This window comes from Microcystis sp. LE19-8.1F (assembly GCF_027531715.1).
GTDB lineage: Bacteria > Cyanobacteriota > Cyanobacteriia > Cyanobacteriales > Microcystaceae > Microcystis > Microcystis wesenbergii_A.
Map to the genome: position 1 here is coordinate 1 of NZ_JAPZSO010000217.1, position 14595 is coordinate 14595.

13 protein-coding genes, 1 tRNA gene and 2 pseudogenes are annotated in these 14595 nt (G+C 42.9%); 12 read left to right on the forward strand and 4 right to left on the reverse strand.

What is annotated here, in order from left to right:
* The first annotated feature begins 289 nt into the window (after nucleotides 1-289).
* From O9334_RS20250 to O9334_RS20285, 8 genes are all read left to right on the forward strand, one after another.
* On the forward strand, nucleotides 290-1057 hold the full coding sequence (locus O9334_RS20250) for a proteasome-type protease (RefSeq protein ID WP_002782847.1): 768 nt from the start codon (nucleotides 290-292) through the stop codon (nucleotides 1055-1057).
* A gap of 31 nt (nucleotides 1058-1088) precedes the next feature.
* Nucleotides 1089-1826, forward strand: a complete 738-nt coding sequence (locus O9334_RS20255; protein ID WP_288002134.1) for a sulfite exporter TauE/SafE family protein — start codon at nucleotides 1089-1091, stop codon at nucleotides 1824-1826.
* 119 nt (nucleotides 1827-1945) lie between these two features.
* Nucleotides 1946-2365: a tetratricopeptide repeat protein gene (locus O9334_RS20260; protein ID WP_288002137.1), complete on the forward strand. Its 420-nt coding sequence runs from the start codon at nucleotides 1946-1948 to the stop codon at nucleotides 2363-2365.
* Nucleotides 2358-3245 (forward strand): M48 family metallopeptidase, encoded by an 888-nt coding sequence (locus O9334_RS20265; protein ID WP_190380120.1) that lies wholly within the window; start codon nucleotides 2358-2360, stop codon nucleotides 3243-3245. The genes O9334_RS20260 and O9334_RS20265 overlap by 8 nt, the downstream gene beginning before the upstream one ends.
* Nucleotides 3224-3308 (forward strand) — tRNA-Leu (locus O9334_RS20270). Before O9334_RS20265 ends, O9334_RS20270 begins: the two co-directional genes overlap by 22 nt.
* A 626-nt stretch (nucleotides 3309-3934) precedes the next feature.
* On the forward strand, nucleotides 3935-4171 hold the full coding sequence (locus O9334_RS20275; protein ID WP_008202290.1) for a hypothetical protein: 237 nt from the start codon (nucleotides 3935-3937) through the stop codon (nucleotides 4169-4171).
* 6 nt (nucleotides 4172-4177) lie between these two features.
* Nucleotides 4178-4609 (forward strand): PIN domain-containing protein, encoded by a 432-nt coding sequence (locus O9334_RS20280; protein ID WP_106908331.1) that lies wholly within the window; start codon nucleotides 4178-4180, stop codon nucleotides 4607-4609.
* A gap of 43 nt (nucleotides 4610-4652) precedes the next feature.
* Nucleotides 4653-5906: a DNA cytosine methyltransferase gene (locus tag O9334_RS20285; protein WP_288002141.1), complete on the forward strand. Its 1254-nt coding sequence runs from the start codon at nucleotides 4653-4655 to the stop codon at nucleotides 5904-5906.
* Nucleotides 5907-6450: 544 nt separating this feature from the next.
* Here the strand turns inward: O9334_RS20285 and O9334_RS20290 are convergent.
* Nucleotides 6451-6915, reverse strand: a complete 465-nt coding sequence (locus tag O9334_RS20290) for a hypothetical protein (RefSeq protein WP_002757789.1) — start codon at nucleotides 6913-6915, stop codon at nucleotides 6451-6453.
* Between the two features lie 184 nt (nucleotides 6916-7099).
* Between O9334_RS20290 and O9334_RS20295 the strand changes: the two genes are divergently transcribed.
* The 3 genes from O9334_RS20295 (at nucleotide 7100) to O9334_RS20305 (ending at nucleotide 10611) form a co-directional block, all read left to right on the forward strand.
* Nucleotides 7100-8569, forward strand: a complete 1470-nt coding sequence (locus tag O9334_RS20295) for a TldD/PmbA family protein (RefSeq protein WP_012266273.1) — start codon at nucleotides 7100-7102, stop codon at nucleotides 8567-8569.
* Between the two features lie 2 nt (nucleotides 8570-8571).
* Nucleotides 8572-9174 (forward strand): DUF456 domain-containing protein, encoded by a 603-nt coding sequence (locus tag O9334_RS20300; protein WP_288002143.1) that lies wholly within the window; start codon nucleotides 8572-8574, stop codon nucleotides 9172-9174.
* Nucleotides 9175-9267: 93 nt separating this feature from the next.
* On the forward strand, nucleotides 9268-10611 hold the full coding sequence (locus O9334_RS20305) for a TldD/PmbA family protein (RefSeq protein WP_045362221.1): 1344 nt from the start codon (nucleotides 9268-9270) through the stop codon (nucleotides 10609-10611).
* A gap of 380 nt (nucleotides 10612-10991) precedes the next feature.
* On the opposite strand, the gene O9334_RS20310 is transcribed toward O9334_RS20305, so the two are convergent.
* Both O9334_RS20310 and O9334_RS20315 read right to left on the reverse strand, forming a co-directional pair.
* Nucleotides 10992-11723 (reverse strand): hypothetical protein, encoded by a 732-nt coding sequence (locus O9334_RS20310; RefSeq protein ID WP_045362220.1) that lies wholly within the window; start codon nucleotides 11721-11723, stop codon nucleotides 10992-10994.
* 111 nt (nucleotides 11724-11834) lie between these two features.
* Nucleotides 11835-12272 (reverse strand): DUF29 domain-containing protein, encoded by a 438-nt coding sequence (locus tag O9334_RS20315; protein ID WP_002783069.1) that lies wholly within the window; start codon nucleotides 12270-12272, stop codon nucleotides 11835-11837.
* Between the two features lie 705 nt (nucleotides 12273-12977).
* Between O9334_RS20315 and O9334_RS20320 the strand changes: the two are divergent.
* Nucleotides 12978-14456 (forward strand): annotated as a pseudogene (locus O9334_RS20320) (pentapeptide repeat-containing protein); the annotation flags it as partial.
* On the opposite strand, the pseudogene O9334_RS20325 reads toward O9334_RS20320, so the two are convergent.
* A pseudogene (locus O9334_RS20325) lies at nucleotides 14457-14595 on the reverse strand (IS4 family transposase); the annotation flags it as partial.

Below are 14595 nucleotides of genomic sequence, written 5' to 3' on the forward strand. Positions count from 1 at the left end.
AACCCTTATAGAGAAAGGCATTTAGCGATTTTTGTCAATTGTTTTTGCTCTAGAGCGAACTAATCAATTAAGTCTCTTGCCAGATAAGGATTTAGTCGATTTATGCCCCCCTATCGAACCATACCAAGTAACGAAGAACCTTAAGTTTTAAGCTTTAAATGATATTATTCACCGCTCACTCTTCACTCTTCACTCTTCACTCTTCACTAATTACTGTTTACTGATTACTGATTACTGATTACTGATTACTAATTACTGTTCACTGATTACTGTTTACTGATTACTGAAAATGACTTACTGTTTAGGAATTATCAATCGTTTTGGCATTGTTATGGGGGCGGATTCTCGCACGAATGCGGGAGTCGATTATATCTCGGCCTATCGGAAATTATTTGACTTTTCGGTATCGGGAGAAAGAGTAATTATGGTCTGTACATCGGGCAATTTATCGATTAGCCAAGGAGTGATTCACGAACTAAAAAGAGATCTGCACAATCAAGAGGATAAAAATCTCCATTCTCTGACTCATCTCTACGATATCGCCCACTATATCGGTGATAAAAGTCGTCAAGTACAAGCTAGGGAAAGAACTTGGCTAGAAAAAGATAATATTGATTTTAAATGTAAGTTTATTCTTGGGGGACAAATTAAAGGAGAAGAACCGCAATTATTCCTGATTTATCCCCAAGGAAATCATATTCAAGCCACCAAAGAAACGCCCTTTTTACAGATAGGTGAAACTAAATACGGTAAACCGATTCTCGATCGTACCATTACCTATGATACACCCCTAGAGGAAATGGCTAAATGTGCCTTACTTTCCATCGATTCGACCATGAAATCGAATATTTCCGTCGGACCGCCTATCTATTTGAGTATGTATGAAGCTAATAGCCTAAGCCTACGTCATAAGTTACAATTGCGCCTAGGAGATCCCTACCTAGCCAAAATGCGGAAACTCTGGGAAGATTACGTCCGGCAAGCTTTCGAGGCTATGCCCAATGTGGAATGGCATTATACCGATGAAGACCCAAAAGAAGATATCATAATAGATTAAGTAACTCTTTGTGAATTAACTTTACAACTCGATGATCATTGTTACCTTGATGTTGGCAGGTAGTCTAGCTTGGTTTTTTAGTAGCCTTGCTGGTGGGGGCAGCCCCCTGATTCTACTCCCCGTTTTAGGTTGGTTTCTCGATGCTGCCGTCATTCCTCCAGTTTTAACCACGGGGATGCTACTCGGTAACGTCCAACGCATGGGAATGTATTGGCGGGCCATTGACTGGCCCTCGACGGTGTGGTATTTACCCGGGGCAATTATCGGATCTACCCTCGGCGCTTTTGTCTTTGCCCATTTACAATTCAAATGGTTGCCGCTAGTTTTGGGAATTTTTCTGGTTTTCTCCTCGCTTAAACAATTATTTCCCCAAGAAGAAAATCCTTTTTTTGAGATTAAAACTTGGTATTTTATGCCCTCGGGATTTATCTACGCTTTCCTCTCAGGATTAGTCGGTAGTACCGGCCCGATGATGAACCTGTTTTATATCAACTATGGGCTAGTTAAAGAACCAATGGTGGCAACGAAATCCGTTCACATGGTAGTAGTTCATGTGGCCAAATTAATCGCCTACGCAGCTTTTGGAGTTTTACATCTGCCCTTTCTCGGTTACGGTTTATTATTAGGATTAGCGGCCTGGCCGGGCAATTGGTTAGGACAAAAAGTTTTAGAAAAAATGAGTCCCCAGCAATTTAAACAAGCAGTGATGTTATTCGTTTCGATGAGTGGCCTATTGATGATCTGGCGAGAACGCGGCATCGTCTTTTAAAATTTTGCTGACAAGGGGACAAATTTTGCTAGAATACTAAATAAAGGCAAATTGTACTAAAACAGTGTAATACGCCGATCACCGTTAGATTTGCTCCTTGATTAACCCCCTAGCTGAAAATGACAGAAATCGCCAATTTTACCCTCGAACAAGGTTTAGAACGCTACCAACAGGGAGAAAGCGCCGCCAGTTTATTGCCCGAATTTAAAGAATTAAGCGATCGCAGTCCGAAAAATGCCGCCGTTTGGTCCTGTTTAGCTTGGTTATATATGCTCACCGATAAACCGGAATTAGCCCTAAAAGCGGCCCAAAAAGCCGTTAAACTCGATAAAGTTTCCCCCCAAAACCGGATCAATTTGGTTTTAGCTATGTTAGAAACCAAAACCGCCGGAGTTAGAGAACATATCGAACTGGTGCAACAATTAGTTAGTTTAAACAAAGAAGTTCGCCAAGAAGTGGATGAAAATATCGCCGATGGTTTAGCTAGAAAACCCAATTGGAAAAGTTTAGAACGCGTCAAAGCTTGGTTAAATGAATAAGAATATGGAATTATCAAAACAGTTATTACTCGGCTTAAAAGCCAATGATTTTCGGCATCCCATCGACCTAGAGGCCACTAATTCCCTTAAACAGTTGCCTGGGTTAGATATAGCCGTGAGAAGTTTGTTAGGTTCGGTCGCTGAGGAATTCTTTTACTTAAATAATATTGCTGCTAGTGTTTTGGTGGGGGAAAAACAATTACCCGACCTGCATAATCTCCTCCTAGAAGCTTGCCGAGTTCTCGACTTAGAACCACCTCAATTATACATTCAACAAAACCCCGTTCCTAACGCCTATACCTTCGCCATGCGCGGCAAAAAACCGTTTATGGTGATGCACACTTCCCTAATTGAAATGCTAACTCCCGCAGAAATTCAAGCGGTAATGGCCCACGAATTAGGTCATCTCAAATGTGAACACGGCGTTTATCTCACTTTAGCCAATATTATGGTCCTAGCGGCGGGATTACTGCCCAATTGGGGGACAATGTTAGCACGATCCCTACAGGAGAGAATGTTAGCATGGGTGCGCTGCGCCGAGTTTAGCTGCGATCGAGCGGCTTTATTGGCAGTTCAAGACCCAAAAATCGTCATGTCGGTGTTAATGAAGTTAGCCGGAGGTTCCCCCAGTCTCGCACCTTTATTAAATTTAGAGGCTTTTATCGATCAGGCCAAGTCCTACGATGCCGTCAGCGCCTCGGAAATTGGCGAAATGTTAAAGGGTTTGCAAACCCAACAGTTAACCCATCCCCTCCCCGTCCTACGCGCGCGAGAAATCGATCGTTGGGCTAGTTCCCCCGATTATCACAATTTGTTAAAGGGGCCAAAAATGGGTTATAATGATAAAGCTAATGCCAAGGGCGAATGGCGAAATTGGTAGACGCACCACACTCAAAATGTGGCGAGGCAGCCCCTCATGTCGGTTCGAGTCCGACTCCGCCCATCAAATTACAGTAATTTCTGGCTATTATGGTCTAGAAATATCCCAGAATATTAGCCTAGTTTAGATTTGATTAGTTTTTCTCCTGATCCTCATACCTGTATTAAGAATAAAATTATTTATCTCACACCAGGTCAGAATTTCTGGGTCTAATGTTCCCTTTTCTGGTGTACTGGGTTCTGGGATTGCCCAAACCACTAAATCTCTATTTTTTCTCCGTACTTGCTTAACATAAACTGGGTCAATATTGTCATTCATCAGATATTGCAACAGCATAAACTTTGACTTTTTGCTTGTCTTTCCCCTTTAATTTTCATTAATTTCTGTACGACAGTCGAAGGATTTTGTTTTGGTTCCTCACGCATTTTTTGAACCCATTCTCACCCATCAGCTATGTATTGCTTAACTTGTTCTTAGTTGTGGAGATAAGATAAAATTATCGCCTCAACTTGTTCTTAACTCAGGGAAGGATAAATCTTCGGGATTTCTTCGGGAGTGCCAGCGCAATAAATCTATTGATCAAGCATAGTTTCAATGCCAATCCGCAGACTTTTGCTCCGAAGGAACTGTTGGGATTAACCAAGGTTTGTTATAATTAATCTTATAGACAGTCGCTCGAGAGCAACAATATGTTAAATGCAGTGGAATTTAAAGCCAAAATCAAACAAGGTATCATCGAAATTCCCGAAGAATACCAACAGGACTTGAGGGAAGACAGCGAAGTTCAAGTTATTGTGATCAAACAAACGACGACTAGAACGAATTCAGAACTTAAAAATCAGGAAATTATCGATGATTTAACCGAAAATCCCGTTAAAGTCTCTGGATTTCTCTCTCGTGATGAAATTTATAATCGCCAATCGTAAATAAAAATGTTAACCAGCTTTATTGATACTAACATTTGGCTTTATCGGTTCTTTGAGGATCAACGAATAGAAGTTTTGGAAAGAGAAAGAAAGCGCATTATTGCCACTTCTATTACTGAAGAATCAAACTTGATTATTAGCACTCAAGTTATTAATGAAATTTCCGTTAATTTGCTTAGAAAAGCTAATTTTCAGGAAGAGAGGATTAGCTCTATCAATCGAGAGCTTTACAATCGTTGTCGAGTGGTAGAATTTAACTTAACAATTCTTGAATCCGCTTCTAATCTTCGCACTCAATACAGTTTTTCCTTTTGGGATAGTTTAATTGTAGCTAGTGCCTTAGCATCCGATGCTAGTATTCTTTACTCTGAAGATATGCAGGATGGGTTAATAATATCCAATCAACTAACTTTAATTAATCCTTTTCGATCGAGTTGATTATCAGTATGATATTATTGAATTACTCATTTAATCAATAGTGATGAATAGGCAACAAAAGCGAGTTTTATCTCTATTTTCTGGCTGCGGGGGAATGGACTTAGGATTAGAGGGAGGTTTTTGGGTACACCAAGACTGTGTTAATGAAAATATTCATCAAGATTGGATAGTAGAAAGACGGGAATCATGGCTAAAACTACCGCGCACTACTTTTGAAACTGTCTTTGCTAATGATATAACTAAAGCTGCTCACAATGCTTGGATTCCCTACTTTGAAAAAAGGGGTAAAAAGAATGTATTTCACTTGGGGAGTATTGTAGATTTAGTCAAACAAGCAGAAAAAGGAGAGTTTCAGTTTCCCAGTAATATCGATGTAGTAACGGGAGGTTTTCCCTGTCAAGATTTTAGTGTTTCAGGAAAAAGAAAGGGGTTTAATTCTCACAAAAGTCACACGGGTAAACTACTAGACGAGAGTGAAGATAGTTTTCAGGATAATCGCGGAAAACTTTATTATTGGATGAAGAGAGTTATTGAATTAACCTTACCTAAAGTTTTTATTGCTGAAAATGTCAAAGGTTTAATCTCTTTGGCTAATCTTAAAGATATAATTGAAGATGATTTTAGTGCCATTGGTAAAGATGGATATATAGTTATCCCTAAACTTCTCTTTGCTCCCGATTACGGAATTACCCAAACTAGGGAAAGAATTATCTTTATCGGTTTAAATAAAACCTATTTAAAAGCAACAGCGATAGGACATCTAGAAAATAATGATATTTTTCCGCCTCCAACCCATAAAGTTAAAACTTACAGTACAGTGGGTCAGATATTATCAGGTTTAGCAGAACCGGAAGATGAGTTATTTGACCTCTCACAAAAAAGTTATTCAAAAGCTAAATATTATGGTAAAACTCAGGGACAAATCGAGGTTAATTTACAGGGTTTAGGTCCGACTATTCGCTCGGAACATCACGGCAATATTGAATTTAGGAGATTATCTTTAGAATTAGGGGTAAAGATAGTTAATGAGTTAGAAGCAGGGTTAAAAATGAGACGTTTAACTGTGCGGGAATGTGCGAGAATACAGACTTTTCCCGATGATTTTCAATTTGTGCGTCAACAAAACAAGGGAGATGGAAAATATTCACTTTCGGCTACGGATGGTTACAAACTAATTGGTAATGCTGTCCCACCTTTGCTTGCTTACCACATTGCTAGACACCTAGAACATCAATGGAATTATTTGTTTGAAGATATTTATTCAGTCAGCAAAAATTTATGTGTAGCATTGCCTTAATAATTGGGTGCATCTCATTTTTATAAATCTACTAAGTTGGGGTTTTTAAAGGGAACCTCTCTTTGAAAATTGGGCGTTACTTTCGATTTTATGACTCAATCCAAGCTTTTGGGGGGTTCTACCCCCCAAACCCCTCGCGCATTTGCTTTTCGGTGAGATGCTTACACGCAGTTGTTAATATACTTGTACCAATTTAAGATTCACCAATAATTGCCGATTGTCGCTATTTCTGCAAATGTGAGATGCAGCCTTAATAATTTCTGCTAATAATGTTTCTATACTTGCCATGGTTTACTAATCCTAAATTGAGAAAACAAATTATAATCTTTTTAGATGAACGTAGGTTGGGTTGAAGTATGAAACCCAACGCCCGCTCATGTTACGCTACCGCTAACCCATCCTACAAATAATTGTGCCTCCCTACTTAATTGGGCATCAACTCCTCAAAATCACAACTTGACACCTCACCCTTAAGATAACTGCCATAACCTGAGTTCGGAATCAGGGAAAACGGCAAAATTTCCCTAACCCGAACTAACCTTGATTACAAAACCTTATGGGTGTGAGAATGTTGTTTGACGTTATCCTCCGTCCGCACGACATGAACAGCATTCAAGATGCGTTTTTTCTCTAGGGAAAAGTTTAAATCGTCTTTTTGGCTGCCCAAGGGGATTAACCCTTGCAGGTGGGGTTGATTTTTGTAGGTGCGAGTGGCCGCAATCGCCCTTTCGACAAAATTCTCGCATAATTGGGCATTATCGGGGAAATTACTGGGTATTTGAGGATTATCGTCCTGAAAAACCTCTCCTAAAGCCATGGCGCGGGCAAATTCGTAGGAAGTGGGAATTCCTTTGACAATTGCCTCTAGGGCTGCCGAGGGAATCGGTTCTAACACCGCCACTTTTTCTAATTCTCCCTCCTGTTTGAGAAAACAAATCGCTAAACCGAATACACAATAATCATCTTTTGTCAAGTCAGAAATGTTTAAGAATTGTGTCGCTGTGGCCATTATTTTGATCCTGAGTCGCTCTTTATTTAATCTTGCGGGCGATGAGCGATCGAATCAAGGTTTTTATTAAGAGATATGAAGGAGAAAAATTTAGCTGGGTTGGGCGGCGCTAACGCATCCCCAGACGGAAAAAACTGGGAACTGTTAGACTAGAAACCAGCAGATTAACTGATAAACGAGCTTTATGTCACCCACTCTACTCATCTCCAAAGAACTCCCCACCCTGAAATATAATCCTAGTCTGGAGCGCTTTGATAGCTCTTGGGCGGCTCCTTTGTCCACTCTCCTGGGACTGGGACGGGCTGCCGGGGCAACTTTTATCGAATTTTTCCTCGAAAGAGTCAACTATATCAGTTGTTTAGCCGAAGATGACACCATCACCAGTCTCTCACCGAAACTATCTACAGGGGCAGGAATCCGCCTTTTTCGCGGTAAAGCTGATTGTTATGTCAGTACCAACGATTTAAGCTTCCAAGGCTTAAAAAATGCCCTAGAAAAAGGTTTATCGATTCTTGGTTTAAACCTACCCAGTCCTAACGCCTATATTCCCGAAATCAATCTGGAAATGTTCCGGGATTATGCCACGGTCAAAAATAAAGATATTTGGCTGAATAATTGCAGTTCTTTGCGAGAAATGGGTGATATTCTCCTAACTGCTAACGTTCAACTCAATCAGAAAGCCTCTCACGTCCAATCTCGTCGCGCCGCTTATTTTCGCGATTGGCAAGAAATTTTAGTTGCCGCTAGTGACGGCACTTTTGCCCGGGATATTCGCCTCACCCAATCGGTGGGCTATAATCTCCTCTGTGCCGATGGGACTAATCGTTCTAGCATTGGTAAACGGGTGGGTAGTACCAGTAATCCCGATTTTCTGCGGACGTGGAATGCCGAGGAATCGGCGGCAGAAGTGGCCGAATCGGCGGGTAAAATGCTTTACGCTGACTATGTAGAATCTGGCAGTTATCCCATCGTTATGGCCAATGAATTTGGCGGCGTTATCTTCCACGAAGCCTGCGGCCATTTGCTAGAAACTACGCAAATTGAGCAAAAAACCACGCCCTTTCTCGATAAAAAAGGCGAAAAAATCGCCCACGAAAATCTGACGGCTTGGGACGAAGGATTATCCGATAAAGCTTTCGGTACTATCGATATGGACGATGAGGGAATGCCGGCCCAGCGTACTCTCCTCATTGAAAATGGTATCCTAAAAAACTTCATTGCCGATCGCACCGGTTCAATTAAAACTGGCCATCCGCGCACAGGTAGCGGTCGCCGTCAAAACTACACCTATGCCGCCGCTAGTCGGATGCGGAATACCTACATCGCCCCCGGGGAATATACCCTCGATAATCTCTTTAATTCCATCGATAAAGGCATTTATTGCAAAAAAATGGGCGGTGGTAGTGTGGGGGCGACCGGGGAATTTAATTTCGCCGTCGAGGAGGCCTATCTTATCGAAAACGGCAACCTGACTAAACCCCTGAAAGGCGCGACTTTAATCGGTTCAGCCAAGGAGATTATGAATAAAATCTCTATGTGTTCCCAAGATTTAGGACTAGCGGCGGGTTTTTGCGGTTCCGTCAGTGGTAGCGTTTATGTCACCGTTGGTCAACCCCATTTAAAAGTCGATTCTATTACCGTTGGCGGTCGTTAATCATGGCTTTAGTGATTCTCTACTATTTCCTCATCGCCATCATGATAGTGGGGATAATTGGCGAACTGCTGCCCGCTGTCCCCGGCATGAGTTTGATTTTAATCGCCATGGTGGTGTGGGGTTTTGTCACCAAATTTGCGGGGATGGGGGTCGCTTTAACCGTGGCCTTTGTTGTCCTTCTCCTCAGTCTGGGGGTGGAATTCCTCGCTAGTTATCTCGGCGCCCAAAAAGTTGGGGCGAGCAATTGGAGTCAAATCGGGCTAGTAGTGGGTTTATTAGCGGGAATATTCGGGCTTTTACCCGCTTTACCCATTGGCGGCCCGATTATCGGCTTATTTGTCGGTCCTGTGGTGGGGGCTTTTTTGGGAGAATACGCCTATCGTCGCGATTTGGAATTAACCCCCCGTTTGCAACAATCCCTAAAAGTCTGTGTCGGTATCGTCGTCGGTACGGTTATCGGTCACGTTGCCAAAGCTATGCTGGCCACGGCTGCCGTTATCGTCTTTATTGTCACCACTTGGCCCAATCTCTCTTCAGTTATCAGTTATCAGTTATCAGTTATCAGTTATCAGTTTTCAGATTTGAGTTCTTTGTTTTTCAATTAATCAGCCATTTTTCTGATAAATATCACTTTTATCTAGCTGACTGCTGATGGCTGACCGCTCAATTCTACATTCATCTCATTTCTGACCAAATCTATGCCAAAAGTTGAAGATATCGCCCAAATCGCTAATTCTAGCGCCCAAGCTTTAGGAATTGCTAAATACGACATCTATGGTTCTTCTGTCGATGAAACCGATGTGGATGTGTTTCAAGGGGAACCCAAACAGGTACAAGCTTCCAATCGTTCCAGCGTTATCGTTCGCGTCTGGAATCGGGATAATCAAGTCGGTGTCACCTCTACCACCGATGTGGACCCGGTGGGACTGCAATTAGCCCTGAAAACCGCCCAAGAAGCCAGCTTTTTTGGGGTTAAGGAAAATGTCCCCGATTTTAGTCCCGCTGCCACCGCACCTACCACAGAAGTGGCCAGCGAAATGTCTAATCAAGCACCTGTATCCACTCTCGTCGATAAGTTATTAGCCGCCGAAAAATCCCTACTAACGGCCCATCCGGCTATTGCCAGTGTTCCCTATAACGGTTTGGGACAACAGCAGGTCAGACGTTTTTATCTCAATAGCGACGGGGCAATGCGTCAGGAAGCGCGTAGTTATGCCAGCGTGTATTTATACACCAAAACCGAACAGGAAGGCAAAAAACCCCGCAGCGCTGGTGCTTTTCGGGTTAGTCCGGGGCTGGAAAAATTAGATATCGATGGTTGCATCGAGGAAGCGATTACCAAAACTGTTAGCCATCTGGACTATCAACCGATTACCACGGGTAAATATTTGGTGGTTTTTGCCCCCCGCGCCTTTTTGAGTCTAATGGGAGCATTTTCTAATCTGTTTAATGCCCAAAATGTCCTTGATAAACAGAGTCTTTCTACTCCTGAATCCCTAGGAACACAAATCGCCGCTACTGCCTTAAATTTGTGTGATGATGCCCTCCATCCAGCTAATGTTGCCGCAGAAACTTTTGATAGTGAAGGCACTCCCACCCGTCGTGTGGAATTAATTAAAGAGGGGATTTTGAGTAATTTTCTCCATAGCACGATTACCGCTAAACGGATGAATACGGAACCGACTGGCAACGGTAACATTGGGGCAAAAGTAACGGTTAGTCCCCATTTTTATCACGTTTTTGCTAGTGCTAATCAACCAAAGAGCTATTCTTTGGAAACAGCAGAAAATGTGGTTTTAATTGATAGTTTACAGGCACTTCATGCAGGAGTTAATTCTCTACAAGGTTCCTTCTCTTTGCCCTTTGACGGTTGGTTAGTTAACAAAAATGAGCGCGTTAGCATCGATTCCGCTACCGTAGCCGGGGATATTTTAACACTGCTGAAATCGATTGTTTATCTGGAACCGGAAGCAGTTATTACTCCCAGTGGTGTTTGTCCCTACGTTTGGGTAGAGGGTTTATCAATCACAGGAGAAGCTTAACACTATATCGGACCAAAAATAGGGGGTATTAACAAGGGTAATACCCCCGCAAGATGGATGCTAATTTTATAGTCGTGGGTAAGGAGTGGCAAGTGCTGGGGTTCCAGAGAGGAAGTTTGAACATTATTACTAAAATTATCGGTACAGGGTTGAAATGCAGTAGAGCTTACCGAGGCTAACCTATCCCAATTGTAGCGGCGAATTGCGCTCGCCCTCTTTTAATAACTTCTGCTTATCATCATAAGTGGAAGAGAGTCACAAATATTAGATGCAGCCTGACTGACTCTAAATTATACAATTCATTCAATTCTGTGGAGATAACAGCTTTTAGAAAGTCGAACTTAATTTTCCCATCAAAATTAGGCTCGTCTTTTCCACTATCATAGCCTTTTTTTCAGGCACAGCAAACCCGAACCCATAACGAGGAGAGCTATTGTCAGGGATGGTTCAGGAATGGCAGGGTTATCGATACTGAGAGTATTAATGCCAATGGCGCGGTTATTAAAATCACTACTAAATTCAATGCGGCTAATCTCGGCCAACGCACTTTTTACCCCCAGAAAAATGGCAGAATTATCCAGTACTGTAGAAGATGTACCATTGACACTAAAACTATCCAAAAGATTGTCATTAATATCAAATGCTTTGATAGTACCAACAAAGTTCGGCTCATCATCCACAGCGATTTGCGCTCCAGCAGCCCTAACCGGTTGTGCGAAGCTAATCGAAATCGGGCCTGGGTTGCCAGGAGCGGGAAATAGACCAAACTGCAGCCCCGTAAACAAGAGAAAATCACCGTTAGCAAAGTTAGTCGGGATGCCCTGCGGAATAGGAGCCGTTTTAAAGACAAAAGGCGGTGTAATCGGCGGATTTATCGGATTAATATCTACATCTAAGCCCAATCCTCCGGCGGAAGTACCGGAAAAAGAAAAACCGAGAAAATCAGCGAAATTAGGGTTAAAAGGGTTTAAAACCTTGCCAAGACTCGACCAATCGATGGAATCATTACCCTTGAGGTCGGCACGATTAGTTACCAAGCTAACGGCAAAGCTGGGGCTGATAAGGGATAAAGAGAGAGAAACCGCAATAGTAGTAGATGTTAAGATTCTCATCCAGAAAATATCCTTAATTTGACTGCCTGATATTATATTCCTCTTTTTTTACCCTAAAATTTAAGTTTTAATAAGTATGAGGGTAAGGCCATCAGTTTTTATAGTTAAGAACTATTTTTCAGCCGGGGGAAACCAATTATCATCTAATGTTTGTTCGAGGGATATATGAGCGTCTGAATTGAGGGAAAAAAGCTGAGAAACTGATTTAATCGCCACTGGATAAACTTTATCATACATAGCTGCTAATTCTGGCCGTAAGCTGGGACTATCTTCTAAACGATGCTGAATTTGGGCGCGAAAATTGACTATTGCTGCCGCCCAATGATTACCTGACCGTTTTTTTTCTTCTTGCCAATAAGCCAGCTTTAAAAGCTGTTCGATAAGACGGGTTAACAGACTCATTAAAGCTCGTCTATCACTTTTCCTTATACTCTCGATTTCTTCAATTAAATTATCCAAATCCACCTGATCAAAATTACGCTCTTGTAACTGTTTTACCGTCTCTTTTAGCCATTGATTATAATCAGTTTCGTAGGCAGTTGACGACATAAGACCTCTTGTAAAAATCAAAAATTGTTGTTGGGGTTAGGAGTCAGTAGCCAGTAGTCAGGAGTCAGGAGAATTAAGAATGAATAATAATTCATTAAATGGTCTATTTACATATTTTATGCAATTTAATCCTTATTTTTGCCGTTTTTGAACCCTGAAAAATTAATTATGCAACAGGTTTATAATTTAACTCTCCATAGAAAATTACTTAAATGGCTTTCTAAGTAGGTAGGTGTTAAAAGTTCTCAGAAACCCCCCTTATCAAGGGGGGCAGGGGGGATCGAACCCACAATCCATAATTTAATTATAACCAGCTACTTATCTAGGGTTGGCTGAATAAATCTACTTTTCTGGCACAGGAGAATTAGGGTCAGTAAATTCTAGCAAATATACTCCATCCCCGTCTATTAAGAAATATTACCATAAACATGAGTAGATTAAGAAAGGTTAATGGGTGTATCCATTGATAGATAGGGTTTTTCGGCTATTGTACTAGATATCTATGGGGGAAATCCAGATATATTCTAGAACGTGAGGTGTGCAACCTGACGCGATTGCCCATAAAAATGCCAGGTTTTTGAACGTGGACTCGTTGAACCAAGAATCCCGAAGCGCTGGGGTGGGAGTATCAATCGGATTCTCTCAGGAAACCCGCTTTCTAAATTGCAGTAAGATTGAGGGCATAGTATGGCAATTTCGTAGGCGATGAAGGCAGCGGCAGTTATTGAACAGTACAAAAACGGGCGGCGGGATTTCCGGGGGGAATCCTTGCGGGGTGGTAACTTTCGCGGTGCGGACTTAGCGGGGGCGGATTTCAGTGGTTGTGATATACGCGGGGCAAATTTTAGTCGGGCGAATTTGACGGGGGTGAAGTTTGCCGGGGCGAAGGCGGGATTGCCGAAGCGCTGGGTGGTGATTTTGCTGGGGTTGGCTTTGGTGTTAATTGTGGTTTCGAGTTTTTTCTCCCTCGTAGCCGCTTTTATGACGAGCTTAATTTTTGATTCATCCAGTACAGAAAACCAAGTTATTGGTTGGTCCCCCTTAATCTTTATCATCCTCTTTTGCCTCATCTCCTGGCGCAAAAATATTTTGGCCGGAGCCGTAGCCGGAGCCGTAGCCCTAGCCGGAGCCGTAGTCGTAACCCTAGCCCTAGCCGGAGCCGTAGCCGGAGTCCTAGTCGTAACCCTAGCCCTAGCCGGAGCCCTAGCCGTAGCCCTAGCCGTAGCCGGAGCCGGAGCCGGAGCCGTAGCCGGAGCCGTAGCCGTAGCCGTAGCCGGAGCCGTAGCCGTAGCCGTAGCCCTAGCCGTAGCCCTAGCCCTAGCCCTAGCCGTAGCCCTAGCCCTAGCCGGAGCCGTAGTCCTAGCCGTAGCCCTAGCCGTAGCCGGAGCCTTGACGGTATTTTACTGTTGGCTCGGTTGGTTGACCCTTAAACAAGAACACCGCGATCCTTGGTTGCGTAAAATTGTGATAGCCTTTGCTGCCATTGGTGGCACCTCCTTTTTTCAAGCCAATTTAACCGCAACAGATTTTACAGGAGCCACCTTAAAAAGTACCAATTTTAATCAGGCAATCTTGAATAAAACAATTTTTAAACAAGCAATTAAATTGGAATTAGCCCGCCCCGGCAATACCTTATTAGCCAATCCCCGGGTTAGGGAATTTCTGATTGATTCCCGCACCGGAAGCGGAAAAGACTTTGCCCAAGCCAATTTACGGGGGGCATATCTGGAGGGGGCAAACCTGCAAGCTGCCAACTTGCGCCTCGCCGATATCAGTGAAGCCAGCTTGCAATACGCCAACCTTGCGGGGGCAAACCTCACCGAAGTCAACGCCGTCAATGCAGATTTGCGCCATGCTACCCTGACGGGTGCTTGCGTGGAAAATTGGAATATTGATGCCACCACCCAACTGGATGAGGTGGACTGCCAGTACATTTATCTGCTTAATGGGCAGAAAGAGCGCCGCCCCAGCAGTGGCGAATTTCAACCGGGCGAATTTACTAAATTATTTGCCGAAATGTTCGACACCGTTGACCTGATTTTCCGCAATGGGGTGGATTGGAAAGCCTTCATTGCCGCCTTAAAAATAGTACAAGTGCAGAATGAAGATACGCCGCTTCAGGTGCAGAGCATTGCCAATAAAGGGGATGGGGTGATAGTGGTAAAAGTCCATGTACCGTCCGACCTAAGTACAGGACAAAAATTGTAGGGAATGAAGAAAATCCCGATGATTAGGCAAAGAAGGGTTAAGAATCAGATGACGAAGATGGTCAAAACCTAAGCGAAAAAGACTCTTAGCACGACGACCGTGTTTCTTGAGGGGA

What these genes read in the sequence shown, in the direction of transcription:
- O9334_RS20310 (WP_045362220.1), bottom strand. Translation starts at nt 11,723, where the DNA reads ATGAGAATCTTAACATCTACTACTATTGCGGTTTCTCTCTCTTTATCC.
- O9334_RS20305 (WP_045362221.1), top strand. Translation starts at nt 9,268, where the DNA reads ATGCCAAAAGTTGAAGATATCGCCCAAATCGCTAATTCTAGCGCCCAA.
- O9334_RS20250 (WP_002782847.1), top strand. Translation starts at nt 290, where the DNA reads ATGACTTACTGTTTAGGAATTATCAATCGTTTTGGCATTGTTATGGGG.
- O9334_RS20255 (WP_288002134.1), top strand. Translation starts at nt 1,089, where the DNA reads ATGATCATTGTTACCTTGATGTTGGCAGGTAGTCTAGCTTGGTTTTTT.
- O9334_RS20315 (WP_002783069.1), bottom strand. Translation starts at nt 12,272, where the DNA reads ATGTCGTCAACTGCCTACGAAACTGATTATAATCAATGGCTAAAAGAG.
- O9334_RS20285 (WP_288002141.1), top strand. Translation starts at nt 4,653, where the DNA reads ATGAATAGGCAACAAAAGCGAGTTTTATCTCTATTTTCTGGCTGCGGG.
- O9334_RS20290 (WP_002757789.1), bottom strand. Translation starts at nt 6,915, where the DNA reads ATGGCCACAGCGACACAATTCTTAAACATTTCTGACTTGACAAAAGAT.
- O9334_RS20265 (WP_190380120.1), top strand. Translation starts at nt 2,358, where the DNA reads ATGAATAAGAATATGGAATTATCAAAACAGTTATTACTCGGCTTAAAA.
- O9334_RS20295 (WP_012266273.1), top strand. Translation starts at nt 7,100, where the DNA reads ATGTCACCCACTCTACTCATCTCCAAAGAACTCCCCACCCTGAAATAT.
- O9334_RS20300 (WP_288002143.1), top strand. Translation starts at nt 8,572, where the DNA reads ATGGCTTTAGTGATTCTCTACTATTTCCTCATCGCCATCATGATAGTG.
- O9334_RS20280 (WP_106908331.1), top strand. Translation starts at nt 4,178, where the DNA reads ATGTTAACCAGCTTTATTGATACTAACATTTGGCTTTATCGGTTCTTT.
- O9334_RS20260 (WP_288002137.1), top strand. Translation starts at nt 1,946, where the DNA reads ATGACAGAAATCGCCAATTTTACCCTCGAACAAGGTTTAGAACGCTAC.
- O9334_RS20275 (WP_008202290.1), top strand. Translation starts at nt 3,935, where the DNA reads ATGTTAAATGCAGTGGAATTTAAAGCCAAAATCAAACAAGGTATCATC.